The sequence below is a fragment of the Bradyrhizobium sp. LM2.9 genome (assembly GCF_054056555.1).
On the sequence record NZ_JBSRYJ010000002.1, the window covers coordinates 1,914,396 to 1,932,307 of the forward strand.

24 protein-coding genes, 1 tRNA gene and 1 pseudogene are annotated in these 17,912 nt (G+C 61.9%); 17 read left to right on the top strand and 9 right to left on the bottom strand.

Translation table 11 applies throughout. The features are described from left to right. The first annotated feature begins 35 nt into the window (after nucleotides 1-35). Both ACVWW3_RS10540 and ACVWW3_RS10545 read left to right on the top strand, forming a co-directional pair. A complete protein-coding gene (locus ACVWW3_RS10540; protein WP_456650093.1) occupies nucleotides 36-236 on the top strand; it encodes a hypothetical protein in 201 nt (66 codons plus the stop codon). Further along, nucleotides 233-544 carry a hypothetical protein gene (locus ACVWW3_RS10545; RefSeq protein WP_456650092.1) on the top strand — a complete coding sequence of 104 codons (312 nt, stop codon included), beginning with the start codon at nucleotides 233-235 and terminating at the stop codon, nucleotides 542-544. The genes ACVWW3_RS10540 and ACVWW3_RS10545 overlap by 4 nt, the downstream gene beginning before the upstream one ends. Nucleotides 545-765: 221 nt before the next feature. Here the strand turns inward: ACVWW3_RS10545 and ACVWW3_RS10550 are convergent, their stop codons facing one another. From ACVWW3_RS10550 to ACVWW3_RS10560, 3 genes are all read right to left on the bottom strand, one after another. After that, nucleotides 766-1,038, bottom strand: coding sequence for a hypothetical protein (locus ACVWW3_RS10550; RefSeq protein ID WP_354103421.1), 273 nt, complete (start codon nucleotides 1,036-1,038; stop codon nucleotides 766-768). Nucleotides 1,039-1,179: 141 nt separating this feature from the next. After that, nucleotides 1,180-1,440: a hypothetical protein gene (locus ACVWW3_RS10555; RefSeq protein ID WP_456671955.1), complete on the bottom strand. Its 261-nt coding sequence runs from the start codon at nucleotides 1,438-1,440 to the stop codon at nucleotides 1,180-1,182. Nucleotides 1,441-1,588: 148 nt separating this feature from the next. Next, nucleotides 1,589-1,774, bottom strand: a complete 186-nt coding sequence (locus ACVWW3_RS10560; protein WP_247349109.1) for a hypothetical protein — start codon at nucleotides 1,772-1,774, stop codon at nucleotides 1,589-1,591. Nucleotides 1,775-2,180: 406 nt separating this feature from the next. Here ACVWW3_RS10560 and ACVWW3_RS10565 point away from each other — a divergent pair, with 406 nt between their 5' ends. Next, nucleotides 2,181-2,477 carry an HU family DNA-binding protein gene (locus ACVWW3_RS10565; protein WP_071914190.1) on the top strand — a complete coding sequence of 99 codons (297 nt, stop codon included), beginning with the start codon at nucleotides 2,181-2,183 and terminating at the stop codon, nucleotides 2,475-2,477. Between the two features lie 173 nt (nucleotides 2,478-2,650). Next, nucleotides 2,651-2,827, top strand: a complete 177-nt coding sequence (locus ACVWW3_RS10570) for a DUF2934 domain-containing protein (protein ID WP_247445644.1) — start codon at nucleotides 2,651-2,653, stop codon at nucleotides 2,825-2,827. Nucleotides 2,828-2,956: 129 nt separating this feature from the next. Here ACVWW3_RS10570 and ACVWW3_RS10575 read toward each other — a convergent pair whose 3' ends face one another. Then, a complete protein-coding gene (locus tag ACVWW3_RS10575) occupies nucleotides 2,957-3,184 on the bottom strand; it encodes a hypothetical protein (RefSeq protein ID WP_456650089.1) in 228 nt (75 codons plus the stop codon). A gap of 293 nt (nucleotides 3,185-3,477) precedes the next feature. Here ACVWW3_RS10575 and ACVWW3_RS10580 point away from each other — a divergent pair, with 293 nt between their 5' ends. The 3 genes from ACVWW3_RS10580 to ACVWW3_RS10590 all read left to right on the top strand — a co-directional run bounded on the left by ACVWW3_RS10580 (nucleotide 3,478) and on the right by ACVWW3_RS10590 (nucleotide 4,965). Continuing rightward, complete coding sequence (locus tag ACVWW3_RS10580; protein ID WP_247349106.1) at nucleotides 3,478-3,630, top strand: hypothetical protein; 153 nt, start codon at nucleotides 3,478-3,480, stop codon at nucleotides 3,628-3,630. Nucleotides 3,631-4,222: 592 nt separating this feature from the next. Continuing rightward, entirely contained in the window at nucleotides 4,223-4,603 is a 381-nt protein-coding gene (locus tag ACVWW3_RS10585; protein ID WP_456650088.1) for a GrlR family regulatory protein, read from the top strand. Between the two features lie 164 nt (nucleotides 4,604-4,767). Continuing rightward, a complete protein-coding gene (locus tag ACVWW3_RS10590; protein ID WP_275174558.1) occupies nucleotides 4,768-4,965 on the top strand; it encodes a hypothetical protein in 198 nt (65 codons plus the stop codon). A gap of 191 nt (nucleotides 4,966-5,156) precedes the next feature. Here ACVWW3_RS10590 and ACVWW3_RS10595 read toward each other — a convergent pair whose 3' ends face one another. After that, the gene (locus ACVWW3_RS10595; protein WP_247349114.1) at nucleotides 5,157-5,387 is read right to left on the bottom strand and encodes a hypothetical protein; all 231 of its coding nucleotides are present in this window, start codon (nucleotides 5,385-5,387) and stop codon (nucleotides 5,157-5,159) included. Nucleotides 5,388-5,669: 282 nt separating this feature from the next. Between ACVWW3_RS10595 and ACVWW3_RS10600 the strand changes: the two genes are divergently transcribed. From ACVWW3_RS10600 to ACVWW3_RS10620, 5 genes and pseudogenes are all read left to right on the top strand, one after another. Beyond that, nucleotides 5,670-5,963, top strand: a complete 294-nt coding sequence (locus ACVWW3_RS10600) for a hypothetical protein (RefSeq protein ID WP_247445647.1) — start codon at nucleotides 5,670-5,672, stop codon at nucleotides 5,961-5,963. 541 nt (nucleotides 5,964-6,504) lie between these two features. Then, a pseudogene (locus ACVWW3_RS10605) lies at nucleotides 6,505-7,267 on the top strand (SIR2 family NAD-dependent protein deacylase). A 214-nt stretch (nucleotides 7,268-7,481) separates the two neighbouring features. Further along, nucleotides 7,482-8,114, top strand: coding sequence for a cold-shock protein (locus ACVWW3_RS10610; protein ID WP_247349100.1), 633 nt, complete (start codon nucleotides 7,482-7,484; stop codon nucleotides 8,112-8,114). A 112-nt stretch (nucleotides 8,115-8,226) separates the two neighbouring features. Beyond that, complete coding sequence (locus ACVWW3_RS10615) at nucleotides 8,227-8,712, top strand: DUF192 domain-containing protein (RefSeq protein WP_247349099.1); 486 nt, start codon at nucleotides 8,227-8,229, stop codon at nucleotides 8,710-8,712. 114 nt (nucleotides 8,713-8,826) lie between these two features. Continuing rightward, nucleotides 8,827-8,903, top strand: a tRNA-Pro gene (locus ACVWW3_RS10620). Nucleotides 8,904-9,188: 285 nt separating this feature from the next. Here ACVWW3_RS10620 and ACVWW3_RS10625 read toward each other — a convergent pair. Together ACVWW3_RS10625 and ACVWW3_RS10630 are read right to left on the bottom strand one after the other, a co-directional pair. Further along, nucleotides 9,189-9,371: a hypothetical protein gene (locus ACVWW3_RS10625; protein WP_456650086.1), complete on the bottom strand. Its 183-nt coding sequence runs from the start codon at nucleotides 9,369-9,371 to the stop codon at nucleotides 9,189-9,191. Nucleotides 9,372-10,499: 1,128 nt separating this feature from the next. Then, on the bottom strand, nucleotides 10,500-10,658 hold the full coding sequence (locus ACVWW3_RS10630; protein WP_247349095.1) for a hypothetical protein: 159 nt from the start codon (nucleotides 10,656-10,658) through the stop codon (nucleotides 10,500-10,502). Between the two features lie 309 nt (nucleotides 10,659-10,967). Here ACVWW3_RS10630 and ACVWW3_RS10635 point away from each other — a divergent pair, with 309 nt between their 5' ends. Continuing rightward, nucleotides 10,968-11,162, top strand: a complete 195-nt coding sequence (locus ACVWW3_RS10635) for a hypothetical protein (RefSeq protein ID WP_456650085.1) — start codon at nucleotides 10,968-10,970, stop codon at nucleotides 11,160-11,162. A gap of 41 nt (nucleotides 11,163-11,203) precedes the next feature. Here ACVWW3_RS10635 and ACVWW3_RS10640 read toward each other — a convergent pair whose 3' ends face one another. After that, complete coding sequence (locus ACVWW3_RS10640) at nucleotides 11,204-12,379, bottom strand: OpgC domain-containing protein (RefSeq protein ID WP_247349093.1); 1,176 nt, start codon at nucleotides 12,377-12,379, stop codon at nucleotides 11,204-11,206. A gap of 260 nt (nucleotides 12,380-12,639) precedes the next feature. Between ACVWW3_RS10640 and ACVWW3_RS10645 the strand changes: the two genes are divergently transcribed. Beyond that, a complete protein-coding gene (locus ACVWW3_RS10645) occupies nucleotides 12,640-12,945 on the top strand; it encodes an ETC complex I subunit (protein ID WP_354107447.1) in 306 nt (101 codons plus the stop codon). A 232-nt stretch (nucleotides 12,946-13,177) separates the two neighbouring features. After that, complete coding sequence (locus ACVWW3_RS10650; RefSeq protein ID WP_456650084.1) at nucleotides 13,178-13,663, top strand: Lrp/AsnC family transcriptional regulator; 486 nt, start codon at nucleotides 13,178-13,180, stop codon at nucleotides 13,661-13,663. 304 nt (nucleotides 13,664-13,967) lie between these two features. Here ACVWW3_RS10650 and ACVWW3_RS10655 read toward each other — a convergent pair whose 3' ends face one another. Continuing rightward, complete coding sequence (locus ACVWW3_RS10655) at nucleotides 13,968-14,996, bottom strand: AraC family transcriptional regulator (RefSeq protein WP_456650083.1); 1,029 nt, start codon at nucleotides 14,994-14,996, stop codon at nucleotides 13,968-13,970. 157 nt (nucleotides 14,997-15,153) lie between these two features. Between ACVWW3_RS10655 and ACVWW3_RS10660 the strand changes: the two genes are divergently transcribed. After that, nucleotides 15,154-16,281: an isovaleryl-CoA dehydrogenase gene (locus tag ACVWW3_RS10660; protein ID WP_276001465.1), complete on the top strand. Its 1,128-nt coding sequence runs from the start codon at nucleotides 15,154-15,156 to the stop codon at nucleotides 16,279-16,281. Between the two features lie 24 nt (nucleotides 16,282-16,305). Further along, on the top strand, nucleotides 16,306-17,910 hold the full coding sequence (locus ACVWW3_RS10665) for a carboxyl transferase domain-containing protein (protein WP_456650082.1): 1,605 nt from the start codon (nucleotides 16,306-16,308) through the stop codon (nucleotides 17,908-17,910). Nucleotides 17,911-17,912 lie beyond the last annotated feature (2 nt).

Consider the following 17,912-nt stretch of genomic DNA (forward strand, 5'->3'; position numbering starts at 1 on the left):
GATGAACTCCTGCGGAGATGACGCGACTAACCGCTATGGCCAATATTTTAGGCGAGCTTCTGTTCGCACTTATCCGCTCAATTGTTGCTGGATGGGCGTATGCGCTCTGGGTCAAGCTGGCGACATGGCTCGACCCGAAAATCCAACGGCGTTGGGTGAAGGTTGCCGCAGGAAGCCTCCTCGGCCTCGCAGCCTATTTCATGATTCCGATACTGATGGGGCTGTTCGGCCTGTGAAAACAACGAAATCCATTCTCATCATCACATTGGCAATCGGGGCGCTCGTCTCGACGGTGCTGCTCGTCATGGAGCAGCTAACCGACCATTCCATCGCTGTGATGGCGTGGGAGATGCCCGGCATCTCCGCAGCTTACCTTTTCTGGGGTGCGATAGGCAGTTCCGTTTTCTTGGGCGTAGCCATCGCTTGGGCCGTGAATGCAATCGTTTACGGGGCGCCCGCCTTCGTTGTCCTTGTCGTCGTCAAGCTAGCAATTCGCCGTCTACCGAAGTGGCCTCGCAATTACGGTGACAGTGCTGGATGTTGACCTATCCGTCAGGCGTGGCCCCGAAGCTCGCAGAGCGAGCAGGGTCGCGTGAGAACTGACCCTCGTGGCACATCCTTCGAGACGCCCGCCTGCGGCGGGCCCTCAGGATGAGGTCGGTCTTGCGGCGAGACATCAGTCCCCGTCAGACCCTCGCTACGAAACGGCCGCGCCGCTTTGTGGAAAGCGACGCGGCCGAAAGGCAAGCCGTGCAGGAGCCTGGCTTACTTCATGTTGCTGCGGGTCTTGGTGCCGCCCTGGTCGCTGCCGGGGCCGGAGCCACCCTGGCCGGAGGCGTCGGGCCTCACCATTCCGCCCTTGTTCATGCGGTCATGGCTCATGCCGGTCGTGCCTCTGGTCATCGTGCCCTTGTTCGAGTTGGACATGCCGGGCTTCTGCATGTTGTCGGTCTGCGCAGCGGGGCCGGTCTGGGTCTGGGCAAAGGCGGAGCCGCACATGAGGCCGAGGGCGGCGGTCGCAATGATAAGCTTCTTCATCTCAAACTCCTGGTTGGTTGTGTGCGCCAACGGGAACGCAGAAGCCCGGTTCCTAAACCGGGCGTTCCGGAGCAAAGAATTTCTCGTCTGCAATTAGGCTGCGATCCGTTGCGCGACGGGAGACGTCAGTTGCTTGAGCACTTACACTTCCGCGTGCTCCAGGTCGGGAACCGCGATGGCCGTGTGGCTGTACATCACATGGGTTCGTGATTTTGCAATCTGGTCCAGGATCTCGCCGCCCTTGATGACATGAAGGCCCATGCCCTGTTCGGACGGGAAGATCGCCAGCACCACGTCATAGGCCGTGATGACGGCGCGAAGCGCTTCGGCCTTATCTTCGGCAATGTCGACAAACACACGAACGTCAGCCGCGAGTTCACGCAGCTCGTTAAAATCCAGCACTGTGGGGTACTCCAACGCAACGATACTGCGAGGAGCTTGGCGGGGTTAGGTTACTGAAGTCTCAACGGGGCATGCCCAGACACAGGTTTCACGACGAGATGACTCCGCGAGGCAGGTCACCTGATACGCAGGTCACTTGATGCTCAGTTCACTTGGCGTACCCTTGGGAGCGGAGCCACGCGATCTTGCGATCTCCGTTGATCCAGTCGTCGGCATCTGCCTTGCTGGTGAAGCCCTTGATTTCGCGCTGTTCGCTGCCCGGGTAATCCGCCAGGATTTTCCAGTCGTTGTCTGCAATGCGGACGGTTTTGAAGGTCACTTTTGTTTTTGCCATGCCCCATTATGCAGGAGATGGCCTGAAAAGAGAACCTGCCTTGTGATGGTCGTCCGCGTGGCTCGGGCGCAGAGCTCGGGTCGGGCCTGATGGGCGTGGTCGGGGCGGTCCCGAAAAGGCGAAAGCCCCGCCTGGGGGAAGGCGGGGCTCTCTGATGGGGTGAAGTTTGGGGACTTCAACGAGTTAGACGCCTCAGCCGGCGAATGGTTCAACCCAGTAGCGGCGCTGGCTGCGGCATCTTTTCAGGGGCGTCCGGGCCCCCCGCAGAACCCCTGCTTGCGTTTTAGGCCTCGATGGGTTCTAAGCCCCGTCACTTCATGAAAGTTGGCATGAATCAGAAGCGCGTTGCGCGGTCGGACCGCCTCCTGAGCAAAGCCTGCTCGCGCGCACAGAAGGAAATTCAGACATGGCGAAGATGACGAAGACCCAATTGATTGATGCAATTGCCGAGGGCACGCAGCTGTCGAAGAACGACGTGAAGTCGGTCATCGAGTACATGGCGACGGTTGGCTATAAAGAGCTCAACGAATCCGGCGAGTTCGTCATTCCCGGCTTCGCGAAGATGTCGGTGGTGAACAAGCCTGCGACCGAAGCCCGCATGGGCGTCAATCCCTTCACCAAGGAGCCGATGCAGTTCGCGGCTAAGCCGGCGAGCAAGTCGGTGAAGGCCTCGCCGCTGAAGGTGGCCAAGGACTCTGTTTAAAGAGCACTCCGTCTAAAAAGCACTCCGTCTAAAAGGAGCGCCGTCCAAGGCGCTGGCATTTTCGTTGCGGCGGCTTGCTTCGCGAAGCGCCGCAACGAGCGCCGTGTGATGGCGCGGGCTGGAAGGAACTCTCGGGCTGTGTCAGGCTTTGCTTCCGACAGGGAGGAAACCCTATGGCCAGCTTAAGCGAGGAAGAGATTCGAAACCGCGCCTATCACCTCTGGAAAGAGGCCGGCGAGCCCGCGGGGACGATGGACACCTTCTGGTACGAGGCCGAGAAGGAGCTGCTCGCCGAGCGGCGCGAGCAAGGCGAAGTGCCGCCGGGGATGACCGACAATTTGCCGGTCTGACGGAGCCGTCAAAGAAAAACCCCGGACCTTCGGACCGGGGCGCTTCGAGCTGGACGGCCGCGTCGCGACACGCCGCCAGCACCACTGAATTCGCCAGGACAACGTGCAGCGGGACAAACGTTCCGGCCGCTACTCCGGCTTTGTCGACACGTCGATGATCGCCGGCGTATCGACCTGGCGCTCGCGCCAGACGACGAAATCGCATTTGGGATTGAGCCACTGATATTCGGAGCCGCGCGCCTTCAGGTGCGCAAGCGCTGCATGGTGTGCACTGGTCTCGTCCGGCGCCTCGACCATGATCTCCACGGTCTCCTCGATCTGACGCACCACCTCGACGGCGTAGTATTTTCTATTCACGGTCCCTCGCACCGGAGAGTGTAACGGGGAGGGCCGAACTGCGTTCCCGCAAGAAAAACCCCGCGCTCGCGCACGGGGCTCTCTTGGCTCACGGGGCTCTCTTGGCTGATGGCGTTGGGATTTCAGCGCCTGGCCGCCAGCCGTCTCACGAACTTAAGGTTGAAACTCTAAAAAGCAACCGCGCCGGCGCGATGGACGGTTCACGGCAAAGTGCCGTGCGAATTCCGCGGGGAGGGGCTGGACTTTTTGTTCTTATTTTGTTCTAGTGACTCATCTCTTTTGGAGGTGTGCCCATGACTGTCGAGAAACAACGCGAAGTGATCAGGCTCTGGAATCAGCTCAGGAAGCTCGAGGGCCCGGCCGCGGAAGAGCTCCGCATCCAGATCCTCGACTGCTTTTCGGAGAAGGAGTTTTCGGAGAAGGATTCGGCGAAGCGAGCGGCGTGACGAGCTTCGCGCTATTTCGCTGATCACGGGCGACTGCGCCCGACTTCACTGATCGTTAGGAATCGTTTTGCGCCGATTTTCTCGACTCCGATTCGTTCTTTGCGAACGAAATGGAGTCGGATGCAGAACAAGCCGTGGCTTCTGTATCGATGCGGGACACGCGTCTCCAAGCCGAGCCGGCGTGATGCTTCGCACAGTCCCGTCCTTGCGTCCTCGTTACAAGATGAGGCGAAGAGACGCGACATGGATGCGTGCTGGTTTCTCGAGATGTTCGCCGAGATCGCAAAAGTGTTTTGGTACGATCGGCATCCGCGCTTGCGCAAAGGCAGGTCGTCGGTGCCGCAGGCGTCGCCGCGATCGACATCAGACGACACGATGTGATCGAGCGCTCGTTTGCGATGGTCCGCTCGTTCGCGTGCAAACGAATTGTTAAGGGTTGCTTCGCGTGGTTTCGTCTATTCCGATTCGTTCTTTGAGAACGAAAGGCAGGCGAAGCTGGAACAAAGCCGGTCGGCAAACGCGCGAATCGTCTCATCATCGTCTCGACGCTCTCCGTGTCCGGCGCTATCGTTGCTCCCGCGGCGGACGCAACATGAAGAACGGGCTTTATTCCATCCACATCCACATGCTCGACGGCGTAAAGGGCCGCGACAGCGGCGTGCTGATCTTGCGGGACGGCGTGCTGCTCGGTGGCGGCCCTTACTTCTGGTCGCGCGGCTCCTACACGATCGGCCGCGGCACGTCGAAGAACGGCTCTTCGAAGGACGGCACTTGGAAGGGCGAGCTTGCCACCAACCAGCATACGCCGTTCGCCGATGGCCTCACCCGGCCGCTGTTCGGCGGCGAGGAGGCGACGAGCGGCTTCTCCGGGACGTTCAGCGACGACGCGACCGAGGTGTTCGGCACCGTGCTGGTCGCAGGCCATCGCAGCCTCGGGTTTCGCGCCAGCTTGAAGCGGCTCGCCGAGTTCTGAAGACGCTTCGCAAACTCCTAACGGAAGCTTGCCGGAAAGCGGATAACCCTATTCGGTTAGGTTAAAAACCCAATCGCGTTGCGCTTGCCGCTACTTGGGATAGGTCTGTCCGGCGAAGACAGACAGCGACTTTGCCAAGAACCAATTTTGCCAAGAACGAATTCATGACACCATTTTCAGAACCGTCCTTTTATCAAGGCGACCGCCACACCTACCGGCGCGTCGCCATCGTCGGCACGCTGTTCTGTCTCGCTTTCGTGGTGATCAGCTTCTCGCTGCGCCCGCAGCTCGAAGACACGCGCGTCGCGGTCAAGGCTGACAGGCTGATGCGCACGGCAGGCCAGGCGCCGCACGCCAATTAGCGCTCGTCGACGGAACTATCCGGATACGCGACACCGCGGTTTGCGAGCGCCACGAAGCCGGCATAGCCGGACAGGTTGACTAGAACTTCAAGCCAAACGGGCATGTCGTGTCTCCTGTCGTGAAGGCAAGCTCAACGTGCGTATGCGCCCCCCGTTCCGGGCCTGCGAGAGTTCCCGTTCGAGAGTGGCGGTCAGAGCGGCGAGGAGGGGTCGATCCGCCGGCCTAGGGTCGCCACGGATGAGCTCGACGGTGTCTCTTTCAGAAACTCGGCAATGGCCCGCGCCAGCTCGCCGTCGCTCATTGGCGTCGGCGGCGGACGCAGCGTGCCGACACCGAAATTGCGGACGATCTCGTCGTAATGCTCGTTGCCGGATCCGGGAAGGAGCCTGCGAATTCGGGCCAGCAGCGCGGATATTGGCATTTTTTCCTCCTCGATCATCCGCCCCTTGGCAGCAATGATCGTCCGCTGCCATTTGCCTCCCGTGAAACTGAAAACCCCGCCAGCATCGCGAAGATACTGACGGGGGTCTTCGTGCTGTTGCCTCAACCGGATAGCGGAGGCTTCCGCACTTGCAGGTGCAATCGCGCCCGATCGATTTCGTTCCCCCCGTTTCGTGATTTTTTCACGGCGCTGAGTTCCACAGCCTGCGCGCAACCATCGCGCGGCGGCGGCGTTGCCTCGGCGAATATCACGGAGGAGATCATGAAGAAGACATTGGCAATTTTGGCTACCGTTGCGGCCGTCGGCGTGACCGCGATTGCTGCGCCTGCGCCCGCCGAGGCGCGTGGTCGCGGCATCGGCCCGGGCCTCGCGTTTGGCTTGGCTGCCGGCGCTATCACCGCGGGCGCTGTCGCAGCGTCCCGTCCTTACGGCTACGGCTACGGCCCGGGGTATGGCTACTATGGTCGCCCGGCCTATGGTTACGGCCCTGGCCCGTACGCCTATTATGGCGGTGGACCGTACTATCGCCGCCACCATTATTACCGTCACTGGTAACGGCTGGACCAAATGAAAAGCCCGGGGCAATGCTCCGGGCTTTTTTCATGGATGGTGATCTGGTGTCTTACGGCCAGAGCGAGGGCCGCTCCACCTTGCGGGCATTGTCGAGCGTCGACACGAAATACTCTTCACGCTCGCGCTTGAATTTTTCCTGCGTGGCACGGAAGGCGGCGACACGGGCGGCGATCTCTTCGCGTTCGCGGATTTTGCGTTGTTACGTCCTCGGTCATGTCAAATCCCCTCTACACGTGGAGTATGTGTACACTCCTGAACTCAAGCACTGCCGCCGCAATCGCGTTGAGTCGCGTCAACATATGCATTGGCGCTTCTGATTGGGGCGTCAATGGGGAGGAGGCATTGCAGGATTGTGATATGCGAAGGGCGGAAAGAATTGCCGACCACGCTTGCGGGGCAGTGGATAAGAGCGTCAACAGTCTTGTCGCTCGCGCACATTGCAGCTAGCGCAAAAACAAATCAGCAAAATTGATCAGTAAAACAAACCGGCAAAACAAAAAGGCAAAACAAACGGGAGGCGGCGTTGATTGCATCGGATCTTCGCAGCGGCGTCGAATGTCTCGGCGACATGATCGCCAAGGCCAAACGGATCGTGCCGTTCACCGGCGCCGGCATCTCGACCGAATGCGGCATCCCCGACTTCCGCTCGCCGGGCGGAATTTGGACGCGCAACCGTCCGATCCCGTTCGATGAGTTCGTCGCCAGCCCGGAGGCGCGTGACGAATCCTGGCGCCGGCGCTTTGCGATGGAGGAGGTCTTCGCGGCCGCCAAGCCTGGCCGCGGCCATCGCGCGCTCGCCTCGCTCTACCGCGCAGGCAAGGTTCCCGCGATCATCACCCAGAATATCGACAATCTGCACCAGGCCTCGGGCTTCGCTGCAGAGCACGTGATCGAACTTCACGGCAACACCACTTATGCGCGCTGCATCGGGTGCGGGCAGGCCTATCCGCTCGACTGGGTGAAGCGCCGCTTCGACGAGGCGGGCGCCGCGCCCAACTGCACCGCGTGCGACGAGCCGGTGAAGACTGCCACGATCTCCTTCGGCCAGATGATGCCTGAGGACGAAATGCAGCGTGCAACCGCTTTGTCGCAAGCCTGCGACCTCTTCATCGCGACCGGTTCCTCGCTGGTGGTATGGCCGGCCGCGGGCTTTCCGATGATGGCGAAGAGATCAGGTGCACGTCTGGTGATCATCAACCGGGAAGCCGACCGAGCAGGACGATATCGCCGACCTCGTGATCCGCCACGACATCGGCGAAACGCTCGGGCCCTTTGTCGCTAATTGAGGCGGTAGTTTGATTCGCTGCCGTGCAAGCTGTTCATAGGTTCCGGCGAATCTCTTTTTTGTCTATGCGTCGCAACCGGGAGTGTTATCTTTTGAGTCGAAAGATTCGCGGCGCATCGAGTTGAGAAGATCCTCTGTTGGGAAGATTCTCTAAAGACGCGTGATTCGGCGCCGCCATTCAGGCGGGTTGCATGGCATGTGTGGGGTCCGGGGTTATGGGGTCGTCGGACGGATTTGAGTCCAAGAAGGTCGGAGTTCCCTCCGTGGGCGAACACGGCGGTGGCGGTCGCGACAGCGCACTCAGTCCCTTCACCGAACTTGGTGAGGGCAGCGCCAATCTCGTCGCGGTTCACGGCGTTATCAAATGGTTCGATGCCTCAAAGGGCTACGGCTTCATCGTTCCCGACAATGGCTGGCCCGACGTGCTTCTGCACGTTACTGTGCTTAGGCGTGACGGCTTCCAGACCGCTTACGAGGGCGCCCGCATCGTCGTCGAGTGCATCCAGCGCGCCAAGGGCTACCAGGCCTTCCGCGTGGTTTCGATGGACGAATCGACCGCGATCCATCCGGCGCAGATGCTGCCGCCGCGCACCCATGTCTCGGTCACCGCGACCAGCGGGCTGGAGCGAGCCCAGGTCAAATGGTTCAACCGGCTGCGCGGTTTCGGCTTCCTGACCTGCGGCGAGGGCACGCCCGACATCTTCGTGCACATGGAGACATTACGCCGCTTCGGCATGACCGAACTGCGGCCCGGCCAGTATGTCCTGGTCCGCTTCGGGCCCGGCTCCAAGGGCATGATGGCGGCCGAGATCCATCCCGAGACGGGGTCGCCGGTCTCGTCCCACTAATTCCAATTCCCGCGATCGTGAGCAGAGGCGCGTTGGCTGACCGGCGCGCCTCTGGCTTTTCCGGCGACCGCCGCGTAAGGACTGGCCCAGTCCCACGCCTCGAGTGCCGTCCATGAATTTCGATCGAAAGGCCGTCTTCGCCGTTGCGAAGGGCTGGCTTGCCGCCATCCTCGTCGTCGCCGGCTGTGCCGTCGCGAGCGCACCCGTGCGCGCCGCCAGCTTCCAGCCGCTCGAGATCGTCACCAAAAACGGTGTGCAGGTGTTCTCGGTCGAAATCGCGACGACGGAGGAGGAGAAGCAGACTGGCCTGATGTACCGCAAGGAACTGGCCGACGGCAAAGGCATGCTGTTCGACTTCAATCCCGAGCAGGAAGTCTCGATGTGGATGAAGAACACCTATGTCTCGCTCGACATGATCTTCATTCGCGCCGACGGCCGCATCCTGCGCATCGCCGAAAATACTGAGCCGATGTCGACCAGGATCATCTCATCCAGGGGGCCCGCGCGCGCCGTTCTGGAGGTGGTGGCGGGGACGGCGCAAAAATACGGCATCCGCGCCGGCGACCGCGTCGGCCACCCGCTGTTCGGTAGCAAATAGGCGGGAAGGGGTTATTGCCCCCGTCCCTGGCGATCTTTTTGGGAAGCTTGCTGGCGCCTTGGAAAGCTTGCTGGCGCTTTGGGAAGCGTGTATCGACGGGGTTCGCCGGACATTCGGGGTATAGCGCAGCCTGGTAGCGCGGCAGTTTTGGGTACTGCAGGTCGTTGGTTCGAATCCAGCTGCCCCGACCAGCGATTTCAAGTACTTACGGCAGAAATGCAAAGCCCGATCTTCCCAGTAATTTGGATTGGGAACACCATGGGAAGTCTGAACGCTTAGCGGGCTTGCGGGCTCGGCTGCCGCGGCACCGTACCGGCCGGCATCTCGATCAGGGCGACGCGCTCGAGGGACAGAGTGCTCTCCTCCGCCAGATCAGACAGATGCGCTCCATGCGCGCGCGCTCGTCGATGTCGTGCTGATGTTGTCACGCGGCCGATCAGACTCCGGCACCGCAACCGCCGTCAAGCCCCGCAGCCCTAGTTCCTATTTTGCAGCTGTTGCGCCCGCTCACGATACATCGTCATTTCAAGCTCGAATGTTTTTCGCTCGGCATCTGATCGCTGCCTGCGGCTCAATTTGCGAAGTGCAATGGCCTTGTCTATCGCGCGTTGAGCGCGGTCCAACAATTCCTGGGTCTTGGGACTGAATTGCTCTGTCACACAGCACTCCCTGCTAGCAGGCGGGGGAGCGCTATGGCGTCTCTCAGTCAGCGGCGCCCGATACCGTGGCCGCTGATGGCAGCTAACGTATCACGAGCGCGGCAGCAGGTCCTATTCAGGCGCCTGCAGGCCGGGAGACGCCAGCCACTCGCTCATGTGCGAGCCGGTTTCAGCTTGTCGGGCCTTGCGGATCAGTGCCTCGCGGGCAGCGCCCGGTGGAAGTGCGTTGGCTTTCTCGCGAAGTCGCTTCGCCTCCTGGGTAAGCCGTACTTCGAGTGGGGAGGATTGGATGATCCTGCGTCGTGGCGCCATGGTCATACTCCAGCCAATGAACTCGCGCCCAACGTACAATGATGGTTCCGGTTCCCGCAAATCAGGCACCTGTGATCGTCAAAATGGTGAGAAGCGGAAGCTCGTCATGAATGACCGTGTCACCGAGAGGGCTTAGTCTTTTTCCTCGGCCCAGGTCTGCGCACCGCATTCGCACTTGAAAATGCGAACTATTTTACCGTTTTGCGGGTTGAGCATTTTCAAGACGGAAAGAGGCTTCCTGCCGCACTCGTCGCAGGGCTTAACCGGGTTGGATCAAAACTGGAAAACACTTCGTTCTTGAAATCGCGATCCACTGCTATCACCACACCATCGAGCGACACTAAGTACCATAGTGCACACTCGTTCTCGAACTGGCGGAGCGATATCGGGTGGCGCTGGAAACGGCCACGGACATCTTCACGCGCCACCACCTCGAAGCGATGGAACACAGTTACCGGACCTAGGCGGACAGCGAACGGGCGCTCCGAAAATCTGGCCGGTTGGTCGATGCCCTAGACAAGCTCGGCAACGGCGACAAAGCAAAATAGGCTAATGCGGCGGGCGCTGACGCCTTGCGCTTGCGGAGGCTTTTGAGCTCCCTCCAAACCCTTGGCGCTCATTCTCTGCGCAACGCGACTTCTGCGTGATTTTTCAAGGCATTGGGGCGAAGTGGCCGCGCAGAAATTCGCAAGATTTCGTCGAACCTTTGAGCGTCGCGATAGACCAACGAGTGTTGGGGGATTTCAGCGCCCAATGCCTAACGGACGCCGCCAAGCGATGATATTCCGCTTGCGCGGCGTTGCGCTTTTCGAAGGTTCAGTTCGTGGCGTACCAGCCGAGCGGAAACGGCAGGAACGGCCAGACCAATTGATTGTCGTTGGCGGCCTTCCGCGGCTCTTGCTCCGGCGTCTTCGCGAACAGCGGAAGCGGCGTCGATTGCAGCGCCAGGCGCAGGCATGCACATTGCAAATTCATCGTGGTCGCCCCAGCCCATCTAGGTTTCTCAAAATTTATGTCGGCTTAAAATCACTGCGCGCTCTCAAAACGGCGCGCTCATTCTCAAATCGTTCGTTCATTCTAGAAAAATTGGCGCCGGCTTTCAACCTGTCTTGCTGCTCCGTCCCGAGAAGTAAGGTTGATCGGTTAGGTTAAGGGCGAGCGGTTGTTGCAGCGGGCTTGGCGATCGTTATCAGATCGGTCCCGGCGCGCGACGGACTGCCCGAAATTCGTGCTCACACGAGATCACAGTTCGTCGCGGCGCTCGTATCCTGTGAGTTCTGCATCATGTCTTTCGATCGCAACCTCCGAACCGTCGGTCCGCAGGCGAACTGGACGGAGATCTGGCACCTCTGGACCGTGCTCGTGCCGCGCCGCTCGATCAACGGGCAGCTCGTTTACGGCAGGGTCTGGCGCCGCCATGACGGCCGCGACTGGATCTACAAGAGATTCACCGAGTTCGACAGCGAAGCGGCGGCCTGAACGGCATTGCTGCTGACCGGCGCGGTATCGCTGCCGCCCCTTCAGGTAGCCTTTGCCGTTGCGGCTGCCGGCTTGGGCGGCGGCGGCTTCAGCGGCTTGTCCTGCTTCTTCGACCACGAGATGTAATAGGCCACCGTCGTCATGATCGCGATGCCGGCGACGCTGACGAAGATCTGCGCGAACAGCGAGCCCGAGCTCATCGACAACTCGAAATGGCCGACGAAGGACAGGAACACGCCGACGCAGAACACGGCGAGCGATTGCTGGCCGCAGACGATGATCGGATCGAACCCTTTCCATTCCAGGCCCGGCCAGTCCTTCGGCACGAAGCGGATCACCAGGATCACGATCACGACGAAGTGGATGAAGCGGTAGGGCGCGAGGTTGGTCTTGTCGTTCGGGTTGAACGCCGAGAACAGCCATTCCGGGAACATGCCGGCGAGGGTCGGGAAGCGGCCGGCCATGGTCATGACCAGCGCGAACAGCATGTAACCAAGACACAGCCACAACGTGATCGGCGCGTTGATCAATGTCATCGAGCGCCGCGCGCCGCCCATGGCGCACCAGGCGCCGAACACGAACAGCACCTGCCAGCAATAGGGGTTGAAGTACCACTGGCCGGCCGGATAGGCGTTCAAGTTCAAGCCGAAATGGCGGGCGGTCAGCCACAGCGCGATGGACAGGACCATCGTCAGGTCAGGCTTGCGCAGCATGAACCAGAGCACCGGCGGAAACAGCCCCATCAGCACGATGTAGAGTGGCAGCACGTCGAGATTGAGCGGCTTGAAGCGCAGGAACAGGCCCTGGCGCAGCGTCTCGGTGGCGTTGTCGACCAGACCGGCGACGTTGAACTCGTTGATCATCTCGGAATCGCCGAAGCGCAGCGCCAGATAGCTGATCGAGGCGATGTAGATCACGAACAGGATGATGTGTGCGACGTAGAGCTGCCAGACCCGCTTGGTCAGCCTCGTGGCGCCGACGAGAAAGCCACGCTCAAGCATCATCCGGGCATAGACGAAGGAGGCGGTGTAGCCGGAGATGAAGACGAACAGGTCGGCGGCGTCGGAAAAGCCGTAATTGCGGGTGGTGATCCAGTTCACCACATTGTCGGGGATATGGTCGAGAAAGATCGCCCAGTTCGCGATGCCGCGAAACAGGTCGAGCCTGAGGTCACGGCCCTTTTCGGGGAGCGTGGCGTTGATGTTCAGGAAGGCCATGCGACGGGAGCTTTCGGAGGGGACGGACAGGCTGATGTTAGCGAGGCAGTAGCGCCGGGCGGGATCCCGGCGCGGAAGGCGGGTACGCAATTGTCACGGTGCAGCATAATGACTATACCCGTCGGCGAGCCACCCCGGGGGCCGGAATCACCGATTCAGTTCCCAAAAGGCGTCTCTATACTATGCCCACGGTTTCCACCAACTGCTACCGTGACGCATCGAAATCGAACGAAAAGACGAACAAGAGGCCCGGACCATCCATGACCGCACGCATTTTCAAGCCCGCCAAGAACGCGATGCAATCCGGCCGGTCGAAGACCATGGAATGGCAGCTCGACTACGAGCCCGAGCAGCCGCGCGCGGTCGAGCCGTTGATGGGCTGGACCTCGTCCGGCGACATGAAGCAGCAGATCACGCTGCACTTCCACAGCAAGGAAGAGGCCGTCGCCTATTGTGAGCGCAAGGGCGTCGCATACCAGGTGATCGAGCCCAAGGAGTCGGTGCGCCGGCCGGTTGCTTATTCCGACAATTTCTCGTTCCGCCGCGGCGAGCCCTGGACGCATTGAGGGGCGGACCACGCGCCCAAGACTCTCGTCGTGCCCGGGCTTGTCCCGGGCATCCACGTTTTAGCACCCGCGCAAAAGCTTGGATGGCCGGGGCATAGGCGAGCGGAAGCGACGGCGTCCTTCGGACGGCTGTGCCCGGCCACGACGCGGATTCTTCTACCGTGCGGCCTCTTGGCACCAATTTCGCCGCGTGCTTCGCTGACGTGCATGACGGGCTCGTGGCGAGGTGGGTATGGCGGGGCGTGATCAGCTCGACGGCGTCGACTTGAAGATACTAGCCGAGTTGCAGCAGGACGGGCGGGTTCGCAACAACGAGCTGGCGCTGCGCGTCGGCGTGTCCGCGCCGAATTGCCTGCGGCGGCTGAAATCGCTGTTCAGCCGCGGCGTGATCCGGGCGGTGCGCGCCGTCATCGACGAGCGGCTGCTCGGCTACGAGGTGGTGTCGTTCGTCTCGATCCAGCTCGGCAGCCAGGCGCAGCCGGTGCTGGCGACGTTCGAGAGCTCGATAGCAGCGATCCCGCGCATCCAGCAGTGCTGGCGGATTTCGGGCGACACCGACTATCTTCTCAAATGCGTGGCGCCGAGCGTCGAGAGCATGCGCCAGCAGCTCCTGCATTTCGCCGCGATGCCCAACGTGAAGAACGTCCGCAGCTTCCCCGTGCTGGGCGTCGCGAAGGACGTGCCGTTGCCGCTGCAGGGGATCGCGGCGGCAGGATAGGCGGCAGCGTCGCCGAAGCAGACGCAGTCGCGCACCGAGCTCCGTTCGGCGGGCAGACCAACTCGAACTGATCGAGACCGGTTCGAAACGTTGCGGCCGCCGGGTTTTATCCCGGAGGCCGCAACAGCATGACAGTCCGCGGTTCTGCGCACTGAAGCGTGGCGAATAAATACCTCGTGGCGCATCCTTCGAGACACCCGCTTTGGGCGGGCTCCTCGGGATGAGGCCTTGTTTGGCGGCGAAATGTCAGAACCTGGTGAGGAGCGCCGCCTTGCGGCGCGTCTCGAACCATAACGCCCGCGTCTCACCGGTACCGGCCGCGAAACTCGCGTGGGGACGCGCCGGTCCAGGTGCGGAAGGCGCGGGAAAAGCTCTTTTCGTTGCGGAAGCCGGCAATCTCCGCGATCCGCTTGATCGGGGTGCGCCCGCGCATCAGCTCTTGCTTGGCGAGCTCGAACTTTGCCTCTTCCTTGAGATCGCGCAGCGAGGTTGCCTCCTCGCGCAGGCGGCGATGCATGGTGCGGGTGGAGAGCGCGAGTTCGCTCGCAACATCCTCGGCGCCGAGACTGCGTCCGCGCGCATTGCGAAGCACGCGGCGGACGCGCTCGACCAGCAGCCGGTCGCGCCGATAGGGCAGCACGGTCAGCCGCAGCGCACCCTTGAGCATGTTGTCGAGATCACTGGCGCTGCGCGTGAGCGGCAGCGAGAGATAATGCTTGTCGAAGATGATGCAGGCGTGGTCCGCATCGAAGCGGATGGTCCGGCAAAAGATGGTCGGATAGACCGAGACATGGCCCGGCTCCGAGTAAGGGAATTCCGCGGCGCGGAGCGCAATTCTGGAATCGACCGCCCAGCAGGAGAAACCCAGGACATAGCGGAGCAGGGTGACCAGGCAGAATTCGCGCAACGGTCCGAGGTCGCGCAGTTCGCGGATGGAGACGACCGCGGTTTCCTCCCCGACCGCGAGATCGAGCAGCACGTCCTCGGTGAGGAGGCGATGATGCCGGCACCAGCGCTTGAGCGCGACCTCCAGCGTCGGCGCCGTGATCGAAGCGCGGCAGAGCATGCCATAGGTGCCGAAGGGCAGGCGCCGCGAGAACCAGCCGAGCGCCTCGTCATCGAGCTCGCGCATCGCATGGCCCGCCAGGGCCTCGAATTGGCCGGCTGTGACCCGGCCAGCCGGAGAATTGACCAGGTCTGGCGCTACCTGACCCCGGCTCAGCGCCTCGGTCGGATCACGGCCGTAGCGTTCGTAAGCGGCAACGACGCCGCGGACGAAGGCGGCAGGGGTCACGGCGCGGCGCGGGATCGCGGTTGCGACTTGAAAGGGCATCGGAAATCCTTCGGGAAAATCCTCGCCAAGTTTGGCGGAAAATGCAACCTTTTCGACCGCAGAAGGGCCCTGATGCCGCTAGGTTCGGTCCCCAAAACACGGAGGAATCGCCTTGAACATCCCGAGCATCGATTTCGATCTGGGCGAAGACATCGGCATGCTGCGCGACACGCTGCGCGCTTTCGTGGAGGCGGAGATCGCCCCGCGCGCCGCCGACATCGAGAAAGCCAATCTGTTCCCGGCGGACCTCTGGAAGCGCCTCGGGGACCTCGGCCTGCTCGGCATGACCGCGCCGGAGCAATATGGCGGCTCCAACATGGGCTATCTCGCCCATATCGTCGCCATGGAGGAGATTTCGCGCGGCTCGGCTGCCGTGGGGTTGTCCTACGGCGCCCATTCCAACCTTTGCGTCAACCAGATCCGCCGCAATGGCACCGACGCGCAGCGGCAGCGCTACCTGCCGAAGCTGATCTCCGGTGAGTACGTCGGCGCGCTCGCGATGTCCGAGCCCGGCGCCGGCTCCGACGTCGTCTCGATGAAGCTGCGCGCCGACAAGCGCGGCGACCGCTACGTGCTCAACGGCTCAAAGATGTGGATTACCAATGGCGGCGATGCCGACGTGCTGGTGGTCTATGCCAAGACCGATCCGGAGGCCGGCCCGCGCGGCATGACCGCGTTCCTCATCGAGAAGGGCTTCAAGGGTTTCACCCACGGCCCGCATCTCGACAAGCTGGGCATGCGCGGCTCCAACACCTATCCGCTGTTCTTCGACGAGTGCGAGGTGCCGGCAGAGAATGTGCTGGGTGAGGTCGGTGGAGGTGTCAAAGTTCTGATGTCCGGCCTCGACTACGAGCGCGCGGTGCTCTCCGGTGGCCCGCTCGGCATCATGGCAGCCTGCATGGACGCAGTGGTGCCCTACATGCATGAGCGCAAGCAGTTCGGGCAGCCGATCGGCGACTTCCAGCTGATGCAGGGCAAGCTCGCCGACATGTATTCGACCTGGCAGGCCACGCGCGCCTATGTCTACGCCGTCGGTCGCGCCTGCGACCGCACCGATCATGCGCGCACCCTGCGCAAGGATTCCGCTGCCGCAATCCTCTATTCGGCCGAAAAGGCGACGTGGATGGCGGGCGAGGCGATCCAGGCGCTGGGCGGCGTCGGCTACACCAGCGAATTTCCGGTCGGCCGTCTGTGGCGCGACGCCAAGCTCTACGAGATCGGCGCGGGCACCTCGGAAGTGCGCCGCATGCTGATCGGTCGAGAACTGATGGCCGAGACGGCTTAAAACCTTCACGAAATTGGAATCAACATGCCGCTCCATTCCAGCATCGATACGTCTTCATCAGACTTTGCGCGCAATTCCGAGGCCATGCGCAGCCTCGTCGCCGACTTGCGCGAAAAGCTGAGCCAGGTCGCGGGTGGCGGCGGCGAGGTTTCGCGCAACCGCCACACGTCACGCGGCAAGATGCTGGCGCGCGAGCGCGTCGACCTCTTGGTCGATCCCGGCACCGCGTTCATGGAGCTGTCGCCGCTTGCGGCCTATGGCCTCTATGGCGGCGACGTGCATTCGGCGAGCGTCGTGACGGGGTTGGGGCGCATCTCGGGCCGCGAATGCGTGATCGTCGCCAACGACGCAACTATCAAGGGCGGCACTTATTATCCCATGACCGTGAAGAAGCATCTGCGCGCGCAGGACGTGGCGCGGCAGAATAATCTTCCCTGCGTCTACATGGTCGATTCCGGCGGTGCCTTCCTGCCGCTGCAGGACGAGATCTTTCCGGACGAGCGGCATTTCGGCCGCATCTTCTACAACCAGGCGCAGATGTCCTCGCAAGGCATCCCGCAGATCGCGATCGTGATGGGCTCCTGCACCGCAGGCGGCGCTTATGTGCCGGCGATGTCGGACGAGAGCATCATCGTGCGCAATCAAGGCACCATCTTCCTAGGCGGGCCGCCGCTGGTGAAGGCCGCGACCGGCGAAGTCGTGAGCGCCGAGGAGCTCGGCGGCGCCGACGTGCATTCGCGCCAGTCCGGGGTGACCGATCATTACGCCCAGAACGATGCGCACGCGATCGGCATTGCCCGCCGCATCGTCGGCACGTTCAAGCCATCCGTGCGGCCGAACCTTAACATGTATCCGCCGCGCGATCCGCTGTTTGCGGCAGAAGAGATCTACGGCGTGGTGCCCGTCGACGGACGCAAGCCCTTTGACGTGCGCGACATCATCGCGCGCGTCGTCGATGGTTCCGAGTTCGACGAATTCAAGAAGCTCTATGGCACGACGCTGGTGTGCGGCTTCGCCCACATCTGGGGTTTTCCGGTCGGCATCATCGCCAATAACGGCATTCTCTTCAGTGAAAGTTCGCTGAAGGGCGCGCATTTCATCGAGCTGTGCTGCCAGCGCGGCATTCCCCTGGTGTTCCTGCAGAACATCACCGGCTTCATGGTCGGCAAAAAGTACGAAGCGGGTGGCATCGCGCGTGATGGTGCGAAACTCGTGACCGCGGTCGCGACCGCGTCGGTGCCGAAATTCACCGTGGTGATCGGCGGCTCCTACGGCGCCGGCAATTACGGCATGTGCGGCCGCGCCTATAGCCCGCGCTTCCTGTGGATGTGGCCGAACGCGCGCATCTCGGTAATGGGCGGCGAGCAGGCCTCGATGGTGCTGAGCCAGGTCCGCCGCGACAATATCGAGGCCAAGGGCGATAGTTGGTCCAAAGAAGACGAAGAGACATTCCGCAACCCGATCCGCGCGCAATACGAGAGCCAGGGGCATCCATATTATGCGACCGCGCGGCTCTGGGACGACGGCGTGATCGACCCGGCCGACACGCGGCTCGTGCTCGGCCTTGGCCTCTCGGCGGCGTCGAATGCGCCGATCGAACCGACGAAATTCGGCCTGTTCAGGATGTGATG

Bases quoted from the DNA above. Each gene is read 5' to 3' on its own strand.
- ACVWW3_RS10640 (WP_247349093.1), bottom strand. From the start codon at position 12,379: ATGGCCTTCCTGAACATCAACGCCACGCTCCCCGAAAAGGGCCGTGAC.
- ACVWW3_RS10590 (WP_275174558.1), top strand. From the start codon at position 4,768: ATGACACCATTTTCAGAACCGTCCTTTTATCAAGGCGACCGCCACACC.
- ACVWW3_RS10655 (WP_456650083.1), bottom strand. From the start codon at position 14,996: ATGCCCTTTCAAGTCGCAACCGCGATCCCGCGCCGCGCCGTGACCCCT.
- ACVWW3_RS10665 (WP_456650082.1), top strand. From the start codon at position 16,306: ATGCCGCTCCATTCCAGCATCGATACGTCTTCATCAGACTTTGCGCGC.
- ACVWW3_RS10630 (WP_247349095.1), bottom strand. From the start codon at position 10,658: ATGAATTTGCAATGTGCATGCCTGCGCCTGGCGCTGCAATCGACGCCG.
- ACVWW3_RS10615 (WP_247349099.1), top strand. From the start codon at position 8,227: ATGAATTTCGATCGAAAGGCCGTCTTCGCCGTTGCGAAGGGCTGGCTT.
- ACVWW3_RS10635 (WP_456650085.1), top strand. From the start codon at position 10,968: ATGTCTTTCGATCGCAACCTCCGAACCGTCGGTCCGCAGGCGAACTGG.
- ACVWW3_RS10565 (WP_071914190.1), top strand. From the start codon at position 2,181: ATGGCGAAGATGACGAAGACCCAATTGATTGATGCAATTGCCGAGGGC.
- ACVWW3_RS10645 (WP_354107447.1), top strand. From the start codon at position 12,640: ATGACCGCACGCATTTTCAAGCCCGCCAAGAACGCGATGCAATCCGGC.
- ACVWW3_RS10585 (WP_456650088.1), top strand. From the start codon at position 4,223: ATGAAGAACGGGCTTTATTCCATCCACATCCACATGCTCGACGGCGTA.
- ACVWW3_RS10540 (WP_456650093.1), top strand. From the start codon at position 36: ATGGCCAATATTTTAGGCGAGCTTCTGTTCGCACTTATCCGCTCAATT.
- ACVWW3_RS10650 (WP_456650084.1), top strand. From the start codon at position 13,178: ATGGCGGGGCGTGATCAGCTCGACGGCGTCGACTTGAAGATACTAGCC.
- ACVWW3_RS10550 (WP_354103421.1), bottom strand. From the start codon at position 1,038: ATGAAGAAGCTTATCATTGCGACCGCCGCCCTCGGCCTCATGTGCGGC.
- ACVWW3_RS10595 (WP_247349114.1), bottom strand. From the start codon at position 5,387: ATGCCAATATCCGCGCTGCTGGCCCGAATTCGCAGGCTCCTTCCCGGA.
- ACVWW3_RS10580 (WP_247349106.1), top strand. From the start codon at position 3,478: ATGACTGTCGAGAAACAACGCGAAGTGATCAGGCTCTGGAATCAGCTC.
- ACVWW3_RS10570 (WP_247445644.1), top strand. From the start codon at position 2,651: ATGGCCAGCTTAAGCGAGGAAGAGATTCGAAACCGCGCCTATCACCTC.
- ACVWW3_RS10600 (WP_247445647.1), top strand. From the start codon at position 5,670: ATGAAGAAGACATTGGCAATTTTGGCTACCGTTGCGGCCGTCGGCGTG.
- ACVWW3_RS10660 (WP_276001465.1), top strand. From the start codon at position 15,154: ATGCTGCGCGACACGCTGCGCGCTTTCGTGGAGGCGGAGATCGCCCCG.
- ACVWW3_RS10610 (WP_247349100.1), top strand. From the start codon at position 7,482: ATGGGGTCGTCGGACGGATTTGAGTCCAAGAAGGTCGGAGTTCCCTCC.
- ACVWW3_RS10560 (WP_247349109.1), bottom strand. From the start codon at position 1,774: ATGGCAAAAACAAAAGTGACCTTCAAAACCGTCCGCATTGCAGACAAC.